At 39.7% G+C, this 16949-nt stretch carries 14 protein-coding genes and 1 other annotated feature; of the genes, 6 read left to right on the plus strand and 8 right to left on the minus strand.

All coding sequences use genetic code 11. From position 1 onward, the window contains the following. Window positions 1-22: 22 nt before the first annotated feature. On the minus strand, window positions 23-343 hold the full coding sequence (locus tag MK805_RS02320) for a hypothetical protein (protein ID WP_240873584.1): 321 nt from the start codon (window positions 341-343) through the stop codon (window positions 23-25). A 624-nt stretch (window positions 344-967) separates the two neighbouring features. Here MK805_RS02320 and MK805_RS02325 point away from each other — a divergent pair. Next, window positions 968-1183: an IclR family transcriptional regulator gene (locus MK805_RS02325; protein WP_420833046.1), complete on the plus strand. Its 216-nt coding sequence runs from the start codon at window positions 968-970 to the stop codon at window positions 1181-1183. Window positions 1184-1267: 84 nt separating this feature from the next. Continuing rightward, window positions 1268-1482 (plus strand) — a binding site (T-box leader). 97 nt (window positions 1483-1579) lie between these two features. Continuing rightward, window positions 1580-4036 (plus strand): leucine--tRNA ligase, encoded by a 2457-nt coding sequence (leuS, locus tag MK805_RS02330; RefSeq protein WP_240873586.1) that lies wholly within the window; start codon window positions 1580-1582, stop codon window positions 4034-4036. A 432-nt stretch (window positions 4037-4468) separates the two neighbouring features. Here leuS and MK805_RS02335 read toward each other — a convergent pair whose 3' ends face one another. The 4 genes from MK805_RS02335 to MK805_RS02350 all read right to left on the minus strand — a co-directional run bounded on the left by MK805_RS02335 (window position 4469) and on the right by MK805_RS02350 (window position 9288). Then, window positions 4469-6091 carry a glycerol-3-phosphate dehydrogenase/oxidase gene (locus MK805_RS02335; protein WP_240873587.1) on the minus strand — a complete coding sequence of 541 codons (1623 nt, stop codon included), beginning with the start codon at window positions 6089-6091 and terminating at the stop codon, window positions 4469-4471. 203 nt (window positions 6092-6294) lie between these two features. Next, the gene (glpK, locus tag MK805_RS02340; RefSeq protein WP_240873588.1) at window positions 6295-7788 is read right to left on the minus strand and encodes a glycerol kinase GlpK; all 1494 of its coding nucleotides are present in this window, start codon (window positions 7786-7788) and stop codon (window positions 6295-6297) included. Window positions 7789-7824: 36 nt separating this feature from the next. Then, window positions 7825-8559: an MIP/aquaporin family protein gene (locus MK805_RS02345; protein WP_338057478.1), complete on the minus strand. Its 735-nt coding sequence runs from the start codon at window positions 8557-8559 to the stop codon at window positions 7825-7827. A gap of 177 nt (window positions 8560-8736) precedes the next feature. After that, a complete protein-coding gene (locus tag MK805_RS02350) occupies window positions 8737-9288 on the minus strand; it encodes a glycerol-3-phosphate responsive antiterminator (RefSeq protein WP_240873590.1) in 552 nt (183 codons plus the stop codon). 104 nt (window positions 9289-9392) lie between these two features. Here MK805_RS02350 and MK805_RS02355 point away from each other — a divergent pair, with 104 nt between their 5' ends. Beyond that, the gene (locus MK805_RS02355) at window positions 9393-10334 is read left to right on the plus strand and encodes a phosphotransferase (RefSeq protein ID WP_240873591.1); all 942 of its coding nucleotides are present in this window, start codon (window positions 9393-9395) and stop codon (window positions 10332-10334) included. A gap of 29 nt (window positions 10335-10363) precedes the next feature. Here the strand turns inward: MK805_RS02355 and MK805_RS02360 are convergent, their stop codons facing one another. Genes MK805_RS02360 through MK805_RS02370 form a run of 3 tightly spaced genes read right to left on the minus strand, consistent with a single transcriptional unit; the run spans window position 10364 to window position 14095 of the window. Further along, window positions 10364-11311, minus strand: a complete 948-nt coding sequence (locus MK805_RS02360; RefSeq protein WP_240873592.1) for an NAD-dependent epimerase/dehydratase family protein — start codon at window positions 11309-11311, stop codon at window positions 10364-10366. Window positions 11312-11329: 18 nt separating this feature from the next. Continuing rightward, the gene (locus MK805_RS02365; RefSeq protein ID WP_240873593.1) at window positions 11330-12478 is read right to left on the minus strand and encodes a glycosyltransferase family 4 protein; all 1149 of its coding nucleotides are present in this window, start codon (window positions 12476-12478) and stop codon (window positions 11330-11332) included. A gap of 3 nt (window positions 12479-12481) precedes the next feature. Beyond that, window positions 12482-14095 (minus strand): CotS family spore coat protein, encoded by a 1614-nt coding sequence (locus tag MK805_RS02370; protein ID WP_240873594.1) that lies wholly within the window; start codon window positions 14093-14095, stop codon window positions 12482-12484. 192 nt (window positions 14096-14287) lie between these two features. Between MK805_RS02370 and MK805_RS02375 the strand changes: the two genes are divergently transcribed. The 3 genes from MK805_RS02375 (at window position 14288) to MK805_RS02385 (ending at window position 16832) form a co-directional block, all read left to right on the plus strand. Further along, entirely contained in the window at window positions 14288-15586 is a 1299-nt protein-coding gene (locus MK805_RS02375) for a UDP-glucose dehydrogenase family protein (RefSeq protein ID WP_240873595.1), read from the plus strand. Further along, window positions 15583-16599: a sugar phosphate nucleotidyltransferase gene (locus tag MK805_RS02380; protein ID WP_240873596.1), complete on the plus strand. Its 1017-nt coding sequence runs from the start codon at window positions 15583-15585 to the stop codon at window positions 16597-16599. The genes MK805_RS02375 and MK805_RS02380 overlap by 4 nt, the downstream gene beginning before the upstream one ends. A gap of 80 nt (window positions 16600-16679) precedes the next feature. Beyond that, window positions 16680-16832, plus strand: a complete 153-nt coding sequence (locus tag MK805_RS02385) for a hypothetical protein (RefSeq protein WP_240873597.1) — start codon at window positions 16680-16682, stop codon at window positions 16830-16832. Window positions 16833-16949 lie beyond the last annotated feature (117 nt).

Raw genomic sequence — 16949 nt, forward strand, 5'->3', positions numbered from 1 at the left:
CAGAGGTTAGAAGTTCTAAATACTAGCGTATAAACCATCCGATGTATACATCTTTGAGTATTTTTCCTTTTTGGAAGGTGAAGGTATGGTTCACCTTTTCCCCATTGTAGCTTCCCCAGTACTTTATGATTCCACCTCCATGGACAGTAAATGTTATGGTGCCTGTGATTCCTGCACCAATTAAATAAATTGTGCGACCTATCGCAGCATTCACTCTTACTCCAGTAGGTAGCGTGATTTCATAGTGGAAGTAAGATAATTTTCCTTTTTCACGATCCATTATCAGCCTACCACCGATTGCAGAGGGTTCAAAAATTTGGTTGTCGGGATCGAAGAATGTCATGGAATCCTCCTGTTTTCCCAGAAGTTGTGAATTTTATTATATAAACAAATAGAGGATCAAGTAAATAAGTATTGTTTTAAGGATTAAATTTTATCGGGAAATTGTTATAATTTAGATTTATGTTCACGGGTGCTGCATTTTAGGAATATTTATTTGCATAAAAATGAAGTTAGTTATAAGCTTTTGGATTTATCTAAGGCTTCTTGTGCATTTTAAAAAATAAATTGGATATTTATTCTAGAAAATTTTATAGAGATTATTTTTAGTTTTTAATATAATCATTTTAATCAAAACGGAACAAGAGTTCTAATATAGGTACAGGTGATGATATGAGTATAAAAACATTAGAAAATTATTTTTTGTTATTATAATTTTTTACAAGAGATACTCCATCGTGGGGAGTCCGAGAGTTAGCAAAAGAATGCGAGATGAGTCATTCTTTTGTTCAACGAATTTTGTCAACTTTTGAAAAAAAGTTTTGATGAAAGACCCACAGACTCAAAAATATGAACTTGGGATTGGCTTTTGGCAGTATGGGCAGATGGTGCAGGAAAAGATTCATCTTAACGATTTCATCCTATTCTCGAGCGTATCTCAAAAAAGGGTGGAGAATCTGTTTTCTTTATCGTTTTAGATGGACAAGAGGGAGTATGTATGGATATCGCAGAGAGTGATCAGATCATTAAATATGTCATCTCCATTGGGAGTAGGACACAGTTGTGCGCAGGTGCTTCTAATATAGTGATTATGGCTTTTTTATCAGATGAACATCAAAAACAGATCATCGATAAAGGATTAAAGCCATCACTTCTAACACCATTGTCGACGAAGAGAAGTTAAGGTGGGACCGTATGGAGTGCCAATCCTTCTCTCCATATCCTTGACATTAGCCGCAAAGCAGGGCATAATGATGGCAATATCATGAATGAAGCTAGGATGGAGAGTAGTAGCTTGTTTCTCTCAGCATAGAGAGTTGGCATACTGGTGCAAGTCAACCTGAGGGATATGTGAACTCGCTTCATCGCTCCAGAGGGGAAGAACAAGTAGCCTTTGGCGTATACCTACGTTACAGGTTCGAGCCGAGCGTCCGATCAAGACGCTAATTAGGGTGGTACCGCGGGAAAGCCGGGGTCCCCCAAAAAGTACTACTTTTTGGGGTGGTCTAACCTCTCGTCCCTAGCAAAATAGCTAGTGGCTTGAGGTTTTTATTTTTTAGATGAAGAAAGGTTGATTTGCATGAAAGAGTATGCGCATCGGGAGATTGAAACAAAGTGGCAAGCATACTGGGAAGAAAATGCGTTACATAAAACAGATGAAGACAAAACAAAACCAACCTATTATGCATTGGAACAGTTTCCCTATCCGTCAGGGGACGGGCTTCATATGGGGCATGTTCGTGTTTATTCGATAGGAGATGTGATCGCCCGTTTTCGGAAGATGAACGGTTACCGTGTTCTGCACCCAATGGGTGCAGATGCATTTGGTCTGCCAGCAGAAAATGCTGCGATTCAGCGCGGGGTCAATCCTCGTGAATGGACATTAAATAACATGGAGCGGATTCGCAAAGAGCAAGCATTGTTAGGAGGTTCCTATGATTGGGATCGTTATGTAGGTACCTGCTTGCCAGATTATTACCAGTTTACTCAATGGTTGTTCTTGCTTTTTTATGAGCGGGGATTGGCTTATCGTAAAAAGGCTTCGGTCAACTGGTGTCCGAGCTGTGCAACTGTTCTTGCCAACGAGCAAGTAGAAGACGGAAAATGTTGGCGTTGCGGTTCTGAAGTGATAAAAAAAGAGTTGGAACAATGGTTTTTGCGGATTACAGACTATGCAGAACGCTTGCTAGATGGATTGGATACATTGCCAAAATGGCCTGACAAAATTAAAACGATGCAGCGAAACTGGATTGGGAAAAGCAAAGGTGCAAATGTCACTTTCTCCCTTCCATCAGTTGGGAAAGAAGTAAGTGTGTTCACAACACGGCCTGATACGTTATATGGTGTAACATATATGGTTTTAGCCCCTGAACATCCGCTTGTTCCACAATTGATCAAAGGAAATGAACAAGAGCAGGAAATTCTGGACTTTATCCAAACGATGCGCAAATCTACGGAGTTAGAGCGCACTGCTACTGATGTAGAGAAAATTGGCTATGATACGGGTTCAAAAGCTATCCATCCATTAACAGGGGAAGAAATTCCGATTTGGATTGCCAATTATGTCTTATTCGACTATGGAACAGGTGCAGTGATGGGAGTTCCAGCCCATGATGAACGCGATTTTGTCTTTGCGAGCAAATATAATCTGCCAATCAAAGTGGTTGTTCAACCAGATGGGGAGAAATTAGCAGAACCGCTGACGGAAGCATTTACGGGAGAAGGAAAACTCGTTTCTTCCAGCTCTTTTGATGGAATAAATAATCGAGCAGCAATTACGGCAATTGCCGATCATTTGGAGCAGCAGAACAAAGGTGGAAGTGTAACCAACTATCGTCTTCGTGATTGGCTCATTTCGCGACAACGTTATTGGGGCACACCAATCCCGATTATTTATTGTGATGATTGTGGGATAGTTCCGGTACCTAAAGACCAACTGCCTGTTGTTCTCCCAGAAGATGTCGTCTTTGATGGAAAGAGCAATCCACTGGCCACATCGGAAACTTTTGTTCATACCACTTGTCCTACATGTGGGGGAAAAGCACGCCGGGAAACCGATACGATGGATACGTTTATCGATTCTTCTTGGTATTACTTCCGTTACGTAGATGCTAAAAATGAGGAAATTCCTTTTGCGAAAGAGAAAGCAGATGAATGGTTACCTGTAAAAGAATATATTGGAGGGATTGAGCACGCAGTACTGCATTTGCTCTACTCCCGGTTCTTTACGAAAGTACTGCATGATGCAGGTATGGTATCTGTGGACGAGCCATTTGAAAGTTTATTGGCCCAAGGGATGGTACTGCGAGATGGAGCTAAGATGTCCAAATCAAAAGGAAATGTGGTCAGTCCCTTAGAGATTATTGAAAAATACGGTGCGGATACAGCTCGTCTCTTTATCCTTTTTGCTGCTCCTCCAGAGCGTGATCTGGAATGGAGTGATGCGGGAGTAGAGGGAAGTTACCGTTTTATCAAACGTGTCTGGCGTTTGGTCCATGAAAACCAAGCTTTATTTGAAAACAAAGCAAGTAGTTCTGATCTGTCACAGGAAGCGAAAGAATTGCGCCGTCTTACGCATCAGACGATTCAAAAGGTGACAGTGGAGATCGGAGAGCGTAACCACTTTAATACCGCAGTGAGCGCGGTAATGGAGCTCGTCAATGGGATTTCGAGTTATCCAGCTAGTGAGGATCGTGGAGTATTGCGGGACGCATTAGAAAATGCAGTACTATTGCTCTCTCCATTTGTACCACACCTAGCAGAAGAATTGTGGCAAGTGATGGGACATACGGAGAGTATCACGCTCGCTTCTTGGCCAACTTTTGACCCTGCGGCTCTGGTTCAAGATGAAGTGGAGATTATGGTGCAAATCAATGGGAAAAACAGAGAAAAGCTAGTGGTGGCAAGTACTGCTAGCAGAGAAGAGATTGAAGCGACTGCTCTAGCAAATGAAAAGATCAAAAGTTTAATTGCTGAGAAAACTGTACGAAAAGTGATTGTAGTTCCCAAAAAATTGGTCAATGTAGTGGTAGGTTAGAAAAAGGGCTTCTCCATTAGGGAGAGGCCTTTTCATTTTTTTGAAAAACTTGTTTCGTATCGATTTCGTAATCTTTCTTTCCTTGCATTTTTCAATGAAATATTTTGAGGTAAATTTCCAAACAATGATTTAGCAATAGCAACTTTATTTTCATTTACATTTGTGAGTTTTGCGATGTTTTTTCCGTTCTTGATGATGATAATATCTTCAATGTTTGCAAGTTCTAGGTATTTCCCGAGATTTTTCCTAACTCAGTCACAGAAATGATCATGAGATCGCCTCCTTTTTAAATAGATTATATGGAAAACTAAGTTGTTCATATTTTTTTATTAAATATTTAGTACTTTGTTGTAATAGGTGATCGATGAAGGAGAAATAAAGAAAAATGCCACAGCAATGTAAGGTTGCAAGTGGCATTTTGTTGTTTCTAACTTATGCAGCCGAAGTAGCATATTTTATTTCTTTCTCTAGCAGCTCTCTAAAACGGGCAGTTTGTGCCTCATTCCATGCAAAGTAGTTTCTCATATACTCCAAGACAGGTTCTTTCCATTTTTTTACCCAATCAATATGGAAAAACATCGCACCGGTTCGACGGGCAAAGAAGTCAACAGGGTTTAGGACCATTTCTTTCTCCAATCCATATACCAAAGAAGCATAAACAGCAGGAGGCAAGTTGTTTTTTGCTGCTTCTTGATGTTGCTCAGTTATAATTGCATAAATTTCATCTACATTGCTACCATAAAGTTTTGCCAATCGTTCTGCTTCATCAGCTTCCAACCCGATGGCGATACCTTGTTGTTTCTTTTCTTTGAGGAAAGAAGAAAGGTTTTTCGATCCTCCTACATCTCCACCGGATAAGATGATATGTTTGGTTTCACTTGGTTTATTTACTCCCAGATTTTTGGCTACCATATCTACTACACGTTCGGCCATTTTTCGATATCCTGTTAATTTTCCACCCGCAATGGTAATGAGTCCAGATTTGGAATGGAAAATTTCATCGTGGCGGGAAATTTCCGATGGCGCTTTTCCTTCTTCGTGAATAAGCGGACGAACTCCAGCCCAACTGGATTCGATATCGTCTTCTGTCAACTGTAGGGATGGAAACATATGATTTGCTGCTGCGATCAAGTATTGCTGATCTTCATGGGTAGTTCTTGGATGAACCAAATCAGCGTGATAATCCGTATCGGTTGTGCCGATATACGTCTTGCCATCACGTGGAATGGCGAATACCATTCGTTTGTCTGGCGTATCAAAATAAATGGATTGATGCAGTGGAAATCTGGATTGATCCATTACTAAATGTACTCCTTTTGTCCAATGGAGTGTTTTTCCTTGTTTTGAGCCATCTTTTTCCCGCAGGTCATCTACCCATGGGCCAGTAGCATTTACAATTTGTTTAGCCAAAACCTTGATTTGTTCTCCAGTCAAGACGTCTTCCGCTAGTACGCCTTTTATTTTTCTATTTTCATAAATGAAATCTACTACTTTCAGATAGTTATAGGCGAGTGCGCCATATTCAACAGCTTTCTTTAACACTTCTATGGTGAGTCGGGCGTCGTCTGTACGGTATTCTACATAATATCCAGAGCCTTTTAAACCATCTTTGCGAAGCAGAGGTTCTTTATTTAAAGTTTCCTCTCGATTAAGCATTTTTCGTCTTTCTGTTTTCTTTACACCTGCTAAATAATCGTAAAGGCGAATACCGAATGAAGTAGCGAGCTTGCCAAATGTACCACCTTTTACAATCGGCAGTAACATCCATTCTGGAGTCGTAACGTGAGGAGCATTTTCATATACGATGGCTCTTTCTTTCCCAACTTCAGCAACAATGGATATTTCGAGTTGTTTCAAATATCGAAGTCCACCATGGACTAATTTTGTGGATCGGCTGGAAGTACCTGCTGCAAAATCTTGCATCTCGATTACCGCAGTTTGAAGTCCTCTGCTCTGAGCATCTAATGCGATACCTGCGCCAGTGATTCCTCCTCCAATGACCAACACATCTAATTCTGTTTCGGTTAGCTTTTTGAGAGATGTTGTTCGGTTCATTTCTATTTCCTCCTTGGGAAGTAAAAAAGAAAAGACCACAATCCCAACACTTTATAAGTAGTTGGGATATGCGGCCTTCTCCTCATCTCCGGTCAAATTAACTTGGTAGATAGATAAGATAGTATATTTTATCTTATCTACATAAGTGCAACTAAGCCTCTGTCTACGCCTTAAAAGGCTTGCCAATCAGCTAGTTTTCTTTATCATTTGAAAACACGTGTTGCTTCTACTGCTTTTATCCATCCATCATAGTGCATTTTTCGATTTTTGTCATCCATTCGAGGATTAAAGGTTTGATCGATATCCCAATTATCCGCGATCTCTTGTTTATCTTGCCAGAAGCCAACTGCGAGTCCTGCTAAGTATGCAGCGCCTAGTGCAGTTGTTTCTAAGACAACAGGTTTTTCAACTGGGACATCTAACATATCGCTCTGAAATTGCATGAGGAAGTTATTGGAGGTTGCCCCTCCATCTACACGTAGTTTTTTCAGTTGAATACCCGAATCGGATTCCATCGAAGAGAAGACATCTTTTGTTTGATAAGCCAGCGATTCAATCGTTGCTCGTGTCAGATGTGCTTTGGTAGTACCTCGTGTGATACCAAATACAGAACCTCTGGCTTCACTATCCCAATATGGTGTACCAAGGCCAACAAATGCAGGAACAACATATACACCATCTGTGGAATCAACGCTTGTAGCCAAGCCTTCGGAATCCGCTGCGGTCTGAATAATACCTAGACCATCCCGAAGCCATTGGATAGCAGAACCTGCTACAAAAATACTTCCTTCTAGAGCATATTCGACTTTTCCATTGACACCCCAAGCTATGGTGGTAAGCAATCCATTTTGGGAACGTACTGCTTCTTCTCCTGTATTCATGAGCAGGAAGCATCCAGTTCCATAAGTGTTTTTAGCCATCCCAGGTTCAAAACAAGCTTGACCAAAGAGAGCAGCCTGTTGATCACCCGCCATTCCAGAGATTGGAACCTCTTCGCCAAAGAATAGGCTTGGTGCTGTAACCGTGTATACTTCGGAAGAGGAACGGACTTCAGGAAGCATCGATTTTGGTACAGTCAATATTTCCAGCAGTTCGTCATCCCATTTTAGATCGTATATGTTGTACATCAAGGTACGAGATGCATTGGTGTAATCGGTTACATGGGTTTTGCCGCCTGATAATTTCCATACAAGCCAGGAATCGATAGTACCGAAAAGTAAGTCCCCATTCTTCGCTTTTTGGCGAGCTCCATCTACATGATCGAGAATCCATTTAACCTTTGTACCAGAGAAATAGGCATCGATCAAAAGTCCTGTTTTATTTCGAACGGTTTCTTCATGACCATTAGCTTTTAATTCTTCGCATATATCTGCCGTTTGTCTCGATTGCCAGACAATTGCGTTGTAAATGGGGATTCCGGTATTTTTATCCCAAACAACGGCTGTTTCACGCTGGTTTGTGATTCCGATTGCAGCAACTTCACTTGCAGATACAGGATATTTTGCTAATACTTCAGAGATGACACTTTGTACAGATCCCCAGATCTCCATGGCATCATGTTCTACCCAGCCAGCTTTTGGGAATATTTGGGTGAATTCTTTTTGTGCGACACCAACGATTTGGCCTTGTTTGTTGAAGAGAATCGCTCTAGAGCTAGTCGTTCCTTGATCAATAGATAGAATATATTTTTTACTCATGTTATGACTCCCCCATTTTTGTGTGATTCCTTTATGTTAAAACAATCCCATATAGAGCACAGCTGCTAGGATTGCACCAATTACGGGCCCAATTACAGGTATCCAAGCATATCCCCAATCAGAAGAACCTTTTCCTGCGATTGGCAAAATTGCATGAGCAATACGTGGACCTAGATCCCTAGCTGGATTAATCGCATATCCTGTTGTTCCTCCAAGAGACATCCCGATTGCAACAATTAAGAAGGCAACAGCGATGGTTTGTACACCATCAGCAAATACTAGTCCTTTTGCTCCAAATGCTAATAATACAAATACAAGAAGTGCAGTACCAATGATTTCACTTAATAAGTTAGCAAATGAACTGCGAATAGCTGGTCCTGTTGAAAAAACAGCTAGTTTTGCTTCAGCATCATCTGTTTCCTTCCAATGAGGTAGATAATGCAGCCAAACAACAACTGCACCAAGGAAAGCTCCAATCATTTGAGCCAGTATCATAGGAAATACTTGAGACCATGCTAATTTACCTGCAATGGCAAATCCAATGGTCAGAGCGGGGTTTAGATAAGCTCCACTTATATGTCCGACGACATAGGCAGCAATCATTACGGCAAAACCCCATCCAAAAGTAATCACAATCCAACCAGCATCTTTTGCTTTTGATTTGTTTAAGAGTACGCCGGCGACAACACCATCACCTAAAATAATTAAAATCATCGTTCCAATAAGTTCTGCCATAAAAGTGGACATACATGAAACCTCCTTTAAATTGATTAATTGAGGAAGAGATGCAGAGTTAGGGCAAATAAAAAATCACAAAAATTCCCTCCTAGTAAAAGGGTATTTTTGTGATTCTCCTCATCTCATCACATGGATTAACTTTTTAAAAACCGATGTAACCGTTTACAATTAGAATAATATCCTATCAAAACAAATATGGCAAGCTTTTTTTTATGTATCCCAAATTTCGCGATCAGAAGAAGTAACAGCGACTGCGCCAGAGTTTAAAGCCAATTGAACTTCTTGATGAGTTCGGATTAATCCACCAGCCAAAAGTGGGATTTTCGTTCTTGATGCTACTTCTTGAATGACATGAGGCATGATTCCAGGCAATACTTCAATGTAATCAGGTTGAAAGCTATCTAGGAGACGATAGCTTGTTTCTAAAGCATGGGAATCTAATAAAAATAATCGCTGAATGGCAATAAGTGATTTTTTCTTCGCTTCTTTTACAACAGGAGTTCGTGTTGAAATCAGACCTGCCGGTTTGATGGTTTGGCATAAAAATTGCGCTGCATACTCATCGCTGCGTAAGCCTTGGATCAAATCTGCGTGTAAGAGTACTTTTTTCTGATGTCGATTAGCAAGGGAAATCAGACTTTCTAATTGACCGATATGAGTATCCAGAAGCACGATATATTTGTAGTGGGAACGCAACATTTTTTCAAATTGCTTGATGCTTTTTGCTGCAGGTAATATTTTTTGATTTGCAAAATGTGTCATCGTATCTCCTCAGGCTTTCTCATTTGATAAGTCAAGCATTTAAATGAGATTGTATCACGATTTAGGCTGAAATTCATATGATGGAGAAACAGGAGTAATAGAAGGTGATAGTCGTGCAGATACAGGCTAAAACAGACCTTGAACCATATCAAGTAAAACAGTTAGTGGAATACCATTATGGGTATCATGTTTATGAAATTCGCAAAGTGAGAGCCGTTTATAAATTGAAAACTGATCAGGGGATCGTTGCTTTTAAGAATGCAAAAAAAATGAAGGATATCGATTTCATTGATTCCGTTATCCAACATCTTCATCTTCACGAATTTTCCTATGTGCCGACTTTAAGAAAAACAAAAAATAATAACTTGCTTCTACATCATCAACATGGTGATTATGTTGTAGAACAGTGGCTTCCTTCAGATGTGAGAGAGGTAAGTCCATATAAACGAGATTGGCTTCATGCAGCTGGGAAGAAGCTAGCTCAATTTCATGAAGCTGCTGCCACTTATCCCGTTTATCAAATTCCGAAAAAACGCATTCGTAAAGCGTGGGGGGAATGGTTTTTTCGGAAGTACGAAAAAGTAAAAGAATGGAGCCGATGGAGAAACTCTCATACTGACAGTTGGCTTTTGGCAAGGATGAAACAAGTAAAAGATAACCACCTCAAATATCCCAATATTACTTCGAGTTTATGCCATGGGAGTTTACACCAAGAAAACATAATGATGGATGCTAATTCAGAGATATGGTTCATCGATTTTGAGAGACTTACTTATGATTCGATCGGAAAAGATTTGGCTCAAATTTTGATGTATCATTTCCGATTTCATCCATGGAATCGAGAAGATGTGGATCAACTTCTAGCAGGGTATCAATCCGTATCTGTACTTAGTCAATCCGATTTGATTCATTTTTGTGCTCGCAATTTAGTATCTGAGCGTATGATCTATGCTTATCTAGATGGGAAACCTATACTAGAAGACCAGGAGCAAGAGAGGGCAAAAGAATCTGTTTTACGAGAGATTGTACCAGCATATTGGTATTAGTGAGAAACGGTACAAAGGAGAGAACGATATTACTGCTTGATCAGTTGCTTTATTTCTTCAATCTGCAAAAAGATTCCTTTTTCTACATCAAATGTCGGCTTATAACCAAGGATGTTCCTCGCTTTGGAGATATCTGCCCAAGTATGTTTTGGATCGCCTGCTTGGGCTGGAAGAAAGTTTCTTATAGCTTTTTTTTGGGTTTGTTTTTCCATCAGTTGGACTGCTTCATTTATAGTGAGATGAGAGATACCTCCAATATTAAACACCTCTCCGGTAACAGAAGAGTGGGCAGCTAAAAGATTTGCCGTAACCGCATCTTCCACAAAGGTAAAGTCTCGAGATTGCTGACCATCACCGTAAATAGGGATGGGTTCTTCGCGTAAAATACGATGGATCATCCGATGAAAAGCCATATCAGGTCTTTGTCTTGGACCAAATACAGTAAAGTATCGCAATGAATTAACTGGAACGCCAAAGTTTTTGTGATAGAGGCCGCAAAGCTGTTCAGCTGAAAGTTTTGTTACCCCATATGGTGAAATGGGACGAGGAATTTGATCTTCGGCAGTTGGTCCATTCATTCCACCATACACAGAAGAAGAAGAGGAAAATACCAATTTTTTTATAGATGTTCGTTCCTTTACCGATTCCAAGAGGCGTTGGGTGGTTAGGATATTATTATCGACATATGCTCGAAAATCAGCTCCCCAACTGGTTCGAACCCCTGGCAAAGCAGCAAGATGAAAGATGGTGTCTACACCATCTAAAATAAGATTAAAATCAGTAGTAAGAAGATCTTGTTCGAGAAAATGAAATCTAGGTTGCTGTATGAGCCAACGAAGATTTCGTTTTTTTACTTCTCGATCGTAATTAGTGGTAAAGCAGTCTATTCCTATTACTTGCAGGCCGTCTTGCAAAAGTCGTTCGGTTAAAGTAGATCCAATAAAACCAGCACATCCGGTAACTAGTATTTTTGACATGGGGCTCCTCTACTTTTCTTAATTTTTCTTTTCCCAAACAGATAAAATATCATTTGCGACCCGTTCAAATCCATAATTTCGGATAGCTAATTTTTTTCCTGTGACGCCCATGTGTCTCCTCATTGTATCGCTCGATAAAATGGTGGAGATGGCACGCGTAAATTCCTCAGGATTTTCTGGGTTTTGTACAATTAATCCATTTTCTCTGCTCTGAATCACTTCTGGATTTCCACCTCGGGCAGTTGTGACAATGGGCAATCCAGCAGCCATTGCTTCATAGTGCACCCTTGCTAAAGGTTCTTGCCAGAGGGAAGTACAAACAAAAACGTCTCCAGCCCAAAACCATTTGTGGACTTGTTTAGGATCGACAAATCCTGTTGTAATAACAGGAACTGGACAACGTTTTGCCAGTGCGTGAACATAAGCAACGTAATCACTTACACCTTCATCGCTATACCATTTGCTTCCGACTAATACAAGTGCAATGTCAGAGTGTTTTTTCTTCAAGGATTTCATGGCGAGTACTAGTCTATCTACTCCTTTTTTAGCAGTCAATCTACCTACAAACAAAATTACTTTTTTGCCTTGCAGTTTATGCTGACGACGAAGTGCGTCACGTTCTTTTTTTCGTTCGGCTTCAGAGCTAGGGATATAGCGTTTGATATCTACTCCCGAATATATCGTTTTCAATTTTGGTTGTGCTTGAGGGTATAGTTTTGCTATTGTTTGACCTACGTAGTTACTGACGGTCACAATCTTCTCCAGTGAATCAATTGCTGCTACAGCGGTTGGAGGATCAATTTTTTCTAATAAGAACATATCATTGTGCATACTCAAGATAAGTCTAGCGTTAGGCGCTACGGAACGAATGGGTGGGATAAACTTTGGTCGATTGAATACGTGAATTAAATCATATTTGCTCGCGTTATTTTTTAGATAGGCTACAATATGTTGGATATAGATATCAGGAAGTTTTCCTGGAACTCTGACATAATCAACTCCAGCCAATGTTTGTTTATTTGGCAGGATAGGGTCATCTACACTTAAAATCGTTAGTTTATGTCGCTTGCTCAGCAATGGAGATACACCATCGATATAGGTCTGAATCGCTCCTCCTCGAACAGGGGGAACTGGTAATTTTTCTGTACAGATCATTAGGATATTCATTTATTACACACTCCTTTTCCTAGATAAGGAATTAACAAATTTCTTCCTTCTTCCAGCGAAGTTTTTAGGAGTGCTTCTTCTTCGTTTTTTTAATTTTTTTTCAGCTAAATATTTTTTTCTCAAGGGAGTACCATAAACCGGTTTTTTAGGAGAACGAATTGGAGTATATTTTCTTTTGCCTTTTCTAAGTGGTAATTTTCTTGGGTTTTTTGTAAGTTTTCTTTTCTTGTACTTTTGTGGAAGCGTTTTCTTGGGCCTTTTTGGGAGTGTCTTTTTGGGTCTTTTTGGTATCGATTTTCTGTATTTCTTCCATTTCCTTTGAGGCTGCTTTTTCACATCTTTGACTTTTTCCGGTATAGTTTGCTTCGATTTTTCTAAATCTTTCTCGATATTTTCTTTCCAATTTTCTTCTCTAAATGGTTGTTGTTTGAGTTTTTCCCATAGCTTATCTGACATGCCATAGTTTTTCCTCGCATATTTTTCTGGGTACTTTTTCTTGAATGCTTCCTCCCAGTTTTTTGGAATGAACTTCCCGCCTACTTTCCAATCCTTGCTAAGTTGCTGTAAAGCAGTCCACTTTGTGGCATCTTGGCTCTCGATATTGCTCAATAGAGTCAATAATTCTTCATTCATTGCAGTATCAGGGTTAAAAATAATTTCTTTCACATGTTTATAAAACTCATTTGGCAGCATCATGTCAGTGTGAAAAACTTCAAATAACTGGGGACTGATAGGATTTGCTTGATTATAGGCTTGAATCATGCCATTCATCCAATTGACATCCCATGCACCTTTATCCTCCATGGAACTGGTGACTAACTTTCGTAAATCTCGAATAGGCAAATCAAAAGAAACACCATCCAAATCGATAATCCATACACCTTTTGGTCCAATTTGGCCGTTGGAGAAACCATAATCTTGATGGGCGAGTCCCCAATATTGCTCCCCTTTCGCGATAAGATCGTAATAAGAAGTATTATTTAATTTTTCCAAGGCTTTAATGGCTTGTTGCTGATATTTATCCACCATTTTAAGTAAGGTTTTACTTGCAAGTGTCTCCGGATAAGCCCGAGCTAATTCACGAAACCAACCAATTTTGGTGATTACTTTTTCATATTGCTTTGGGTAGTTATGCAATCTGCTTGAAAATTTTGCGCCAAATGGAGGGTAGTATCCTTTGGAATGGTGGTGAAATTCTCCTAGTCCGTAACATAGCTTCGCAAAGCCCTCGATTGATGTTTGATCTGCTGGTGTGAGGTCGATCCAATCGGTAACGATCCATAGTTTTCCACCAGCTTCAACGCAGTTGTCTCCGGATTTGCTTCGAATTAGTTTGGGAACCCGTGCTCCTTGGTTTACGACGTATTCTTGTGCTCCAACACTAAATAGACTTCTTTCTGGAGTGCGATGTAGAACTTTTAAACTTCGTGCGCCTTTATCGGTATCGATTCGCCAAATGGCACCGCCTTTATCTGGTTTGGAGGTAATCATCAGCATATTTTTGACTTTCATATCGTAGTATTTGGTTACTTTTTTTGCTAGTTCGGTAAGTTCAGCTGGTACATCCTCTAAATCTTGTTCCGCAGTGCCCCAAGGCTGAATGATATACTCGCTCATTCATAGCCCTCCCACTTAAATCTTCATTTCTCACAAAATATGTTTACAGATTCTAATGGGAAGGGCACCTATCTGTTTCTATGAAAAATAGGTATTTCGATTAAGAATAAAATAAAATAATGGATCATTCGATAGACACCAAACATATATTAGGAATCACTAAAGAAAATAGCAAGATGGAGAGGCGATGTCATGAACGTTGCAGTGATTGGCATGGGCTATGTTGGTGCTACCATGAGCGTTGCTTTAGGTCTAGAAGGACATCATGTTTTAGGGATAGAAATAGATGCAAAAAAGATCAGGTCTTTCCAATCAGGAAATCTTCCTATCTATGAAGAAGGCATGGAAGAAAACTTACGTATTTTACTAGAAAGGAAACAAATTATATTTTCCAATCAAATATCAGATATTGATCAATGTGATGTGGTGATGGTCGCAGTTGGTACTCCTTCAGCAGACGATGGTAAGGCTGATTTAACCTATGTAAAAACAGTGGCCAGTCAAATCGGAGAACAGATGAAAAAACCCCAGATGATTGTCATCAAGAGTACAGTGCCTGTCGGCACAGGGGAAATGGTCCGACTAATTATTGAGGAAAATCAACATAAAAGGGGAGTAGTGATTCCGTTTGAAGTTATTTCCAACCCTGAATTTTTACGTGAGGGGAGAGCTCTTCAAGATGCTCTAAACCCAGAAAGGGTCATAATAGGATGTGAAACAACAGCAGCAATGAAAGTGATGACAGAGCTTTATCAGTCTGCCCAAGATAAACTTTATTTTACATCTGTTAAAAATAGTGAAATGATTAAATACGCATCAAATGCTTTTCTAGCAACTAAAATTTCCTTCGTCAATGAGTTAGCCCGTTTAACAGAAAAATTAGGAGCAGATATAAAAGAAGTAACAAAAGGAATGGGAATGGATAGTCGAATAGGGGCGCAGTTTTTGCACGCTGGTATCGGGTACGGGGGTTCTTGTTTCCCAAAGGATACAGAAGCACTATTGGCCATGAGTCGAGAAACAGGAGTTAACCTTACTTTGTTACAAGCTGTAAAAGATATTAATAACAGTCAAGTTATGTGGTTTTTAAATAAAGTGGAAACGGTGTTGGGAAAATTAGAAGGGAAAAAAATCGCTGTATTAGGCCTTACCTTTAAACCAAATACAGATGATATTCGTGAAGCACCATCGATCCGAATACTACAGTATTTGTTGCAAAATAATGCAGAATTATCAGCCTTTGATCCCAAAGGAATGAGAGCTATGCAAAGAATATTTCCACAAGTATCCTATTGCAAGGATCCGTTTGAAGCAATTGCACAAACTGATGCAGTAATCGTGGCGACAGAGTGGCCTGAAATTGTGAAGTTAGACTGGGAAAAGGCCGCACATATAGTAACGAAACCGCTCCTGTTCGATGGCAGGAATGCCTTATCACCAAAGGATATGATTCATTGGGAGTATTATGGTGTCGGAGTTTCTTTATCATGAAAGGTGTAATCTTATGTGCTGGCAAAGGAACTCGAATGCAGCCCTTTTCGTTGACTACTCCTAAAACGATGTTACCTGTAGTGAACCGTCCGCTAGTAGCATATTGCTTAGAAAAATTTTATCAAGCAGGCATTGAAGAGATTGCTGTGGTTGTACATCCAGAACAACATATGCTTATTGGATATTTGAATAATTTACCTAAAAAACCGGTTATTTGTTATCAGAAAGAACAACTTGGAATTGCACATGCTCTTAAGTTGGTGGAGTCATTTGTTGGAACTGATTCTTTTATCCTTTTATTGGGAGATAACTTGATAAAAGAACCCATAGAGACATTAATCCATGCCTTTGAAGGAAATCATGGTTCGATTCTTCTATCTGAAGTGGAAAATCCTAGCGATTATGGAGTTGCTGAGATTGTAGCTGATCGAGCTGTCAATATAGTAGAAAAGCCGGTTGATCCGAAAAGTAATCTTGCAGTAATTGGGATGTATCATTTTTCTTCGGTTATTTTTAAAGCGATTCGCTCGATTGATCCATCTCCTCGTGGTGAATATGAGATTACTGATGCGATTCAATGGCTAATTCATCAAGGTTATGCCATTTCATACTCTATTACAAAAGAAAACTATACAGATGTTGGAACGATTGATCGCTGGTTGGCAGCTAATAAATGGATGTTGTTCGATACGATGTCTAAAAATATACGTATAGGCAAAAATACAAAGCTAGAAAACTGTATTCTTAAAGGTCCTATTGTGATAGGAGATAACTGTATATTATCCAATGCGACAATCGGGCCATATGTAACAATTGGAGATAATGCAACAATAGAAAACTGTAGTATTTCTCAAAGTATCTGTCTTGATCATGCAGTTATTCAAGATTTAGCGAGACCTGTTATGGACAGTGTAATTGGACAGCATACCAGATTATTGGGAGATCACCCCGAACAAGAGCAAGCAGTTCGTTTAGTTTTGGGCGATCATTCTAGAATGTCAATCGTGGAATAAAATACCCATCTATGATTAAAGATGGGTATTTTTTACGGAAAAGCGGAAATACTGACGCCAAACAAGTAGGAGGGAATATAGTGGAACAACAAAAACCGGACTCATCACTGTATGCAGAAGGTGCTAGTAAAGAACGGGATGAGCAATTAGCAAAGAAGGGTGTGCCTTTAGGTGAAGCAGTAGAGGCAAATAAAGAGAAAAAGATACAAGGAAAGAACTTTCCAGCTACATAGTAGTTGAATTTTTAGCAGTGAGTCACCGGCGATAGAAGATCTTCTTCTATCGCTTCAAATATTTTTTGGGATAAAATCCCTTTTTGGTAGGAAGTTGAAGGGCTTAATGCGAATTGA

It is taken from the genome of Shimazuella soli, from assembly GCF_022511585.1.
GTDB lineage: Bacteria > Bacillota > Bacilli > Thermoactinomycetales > Thermoactinomycetaceae > Shimazuella > Shimazuella soli.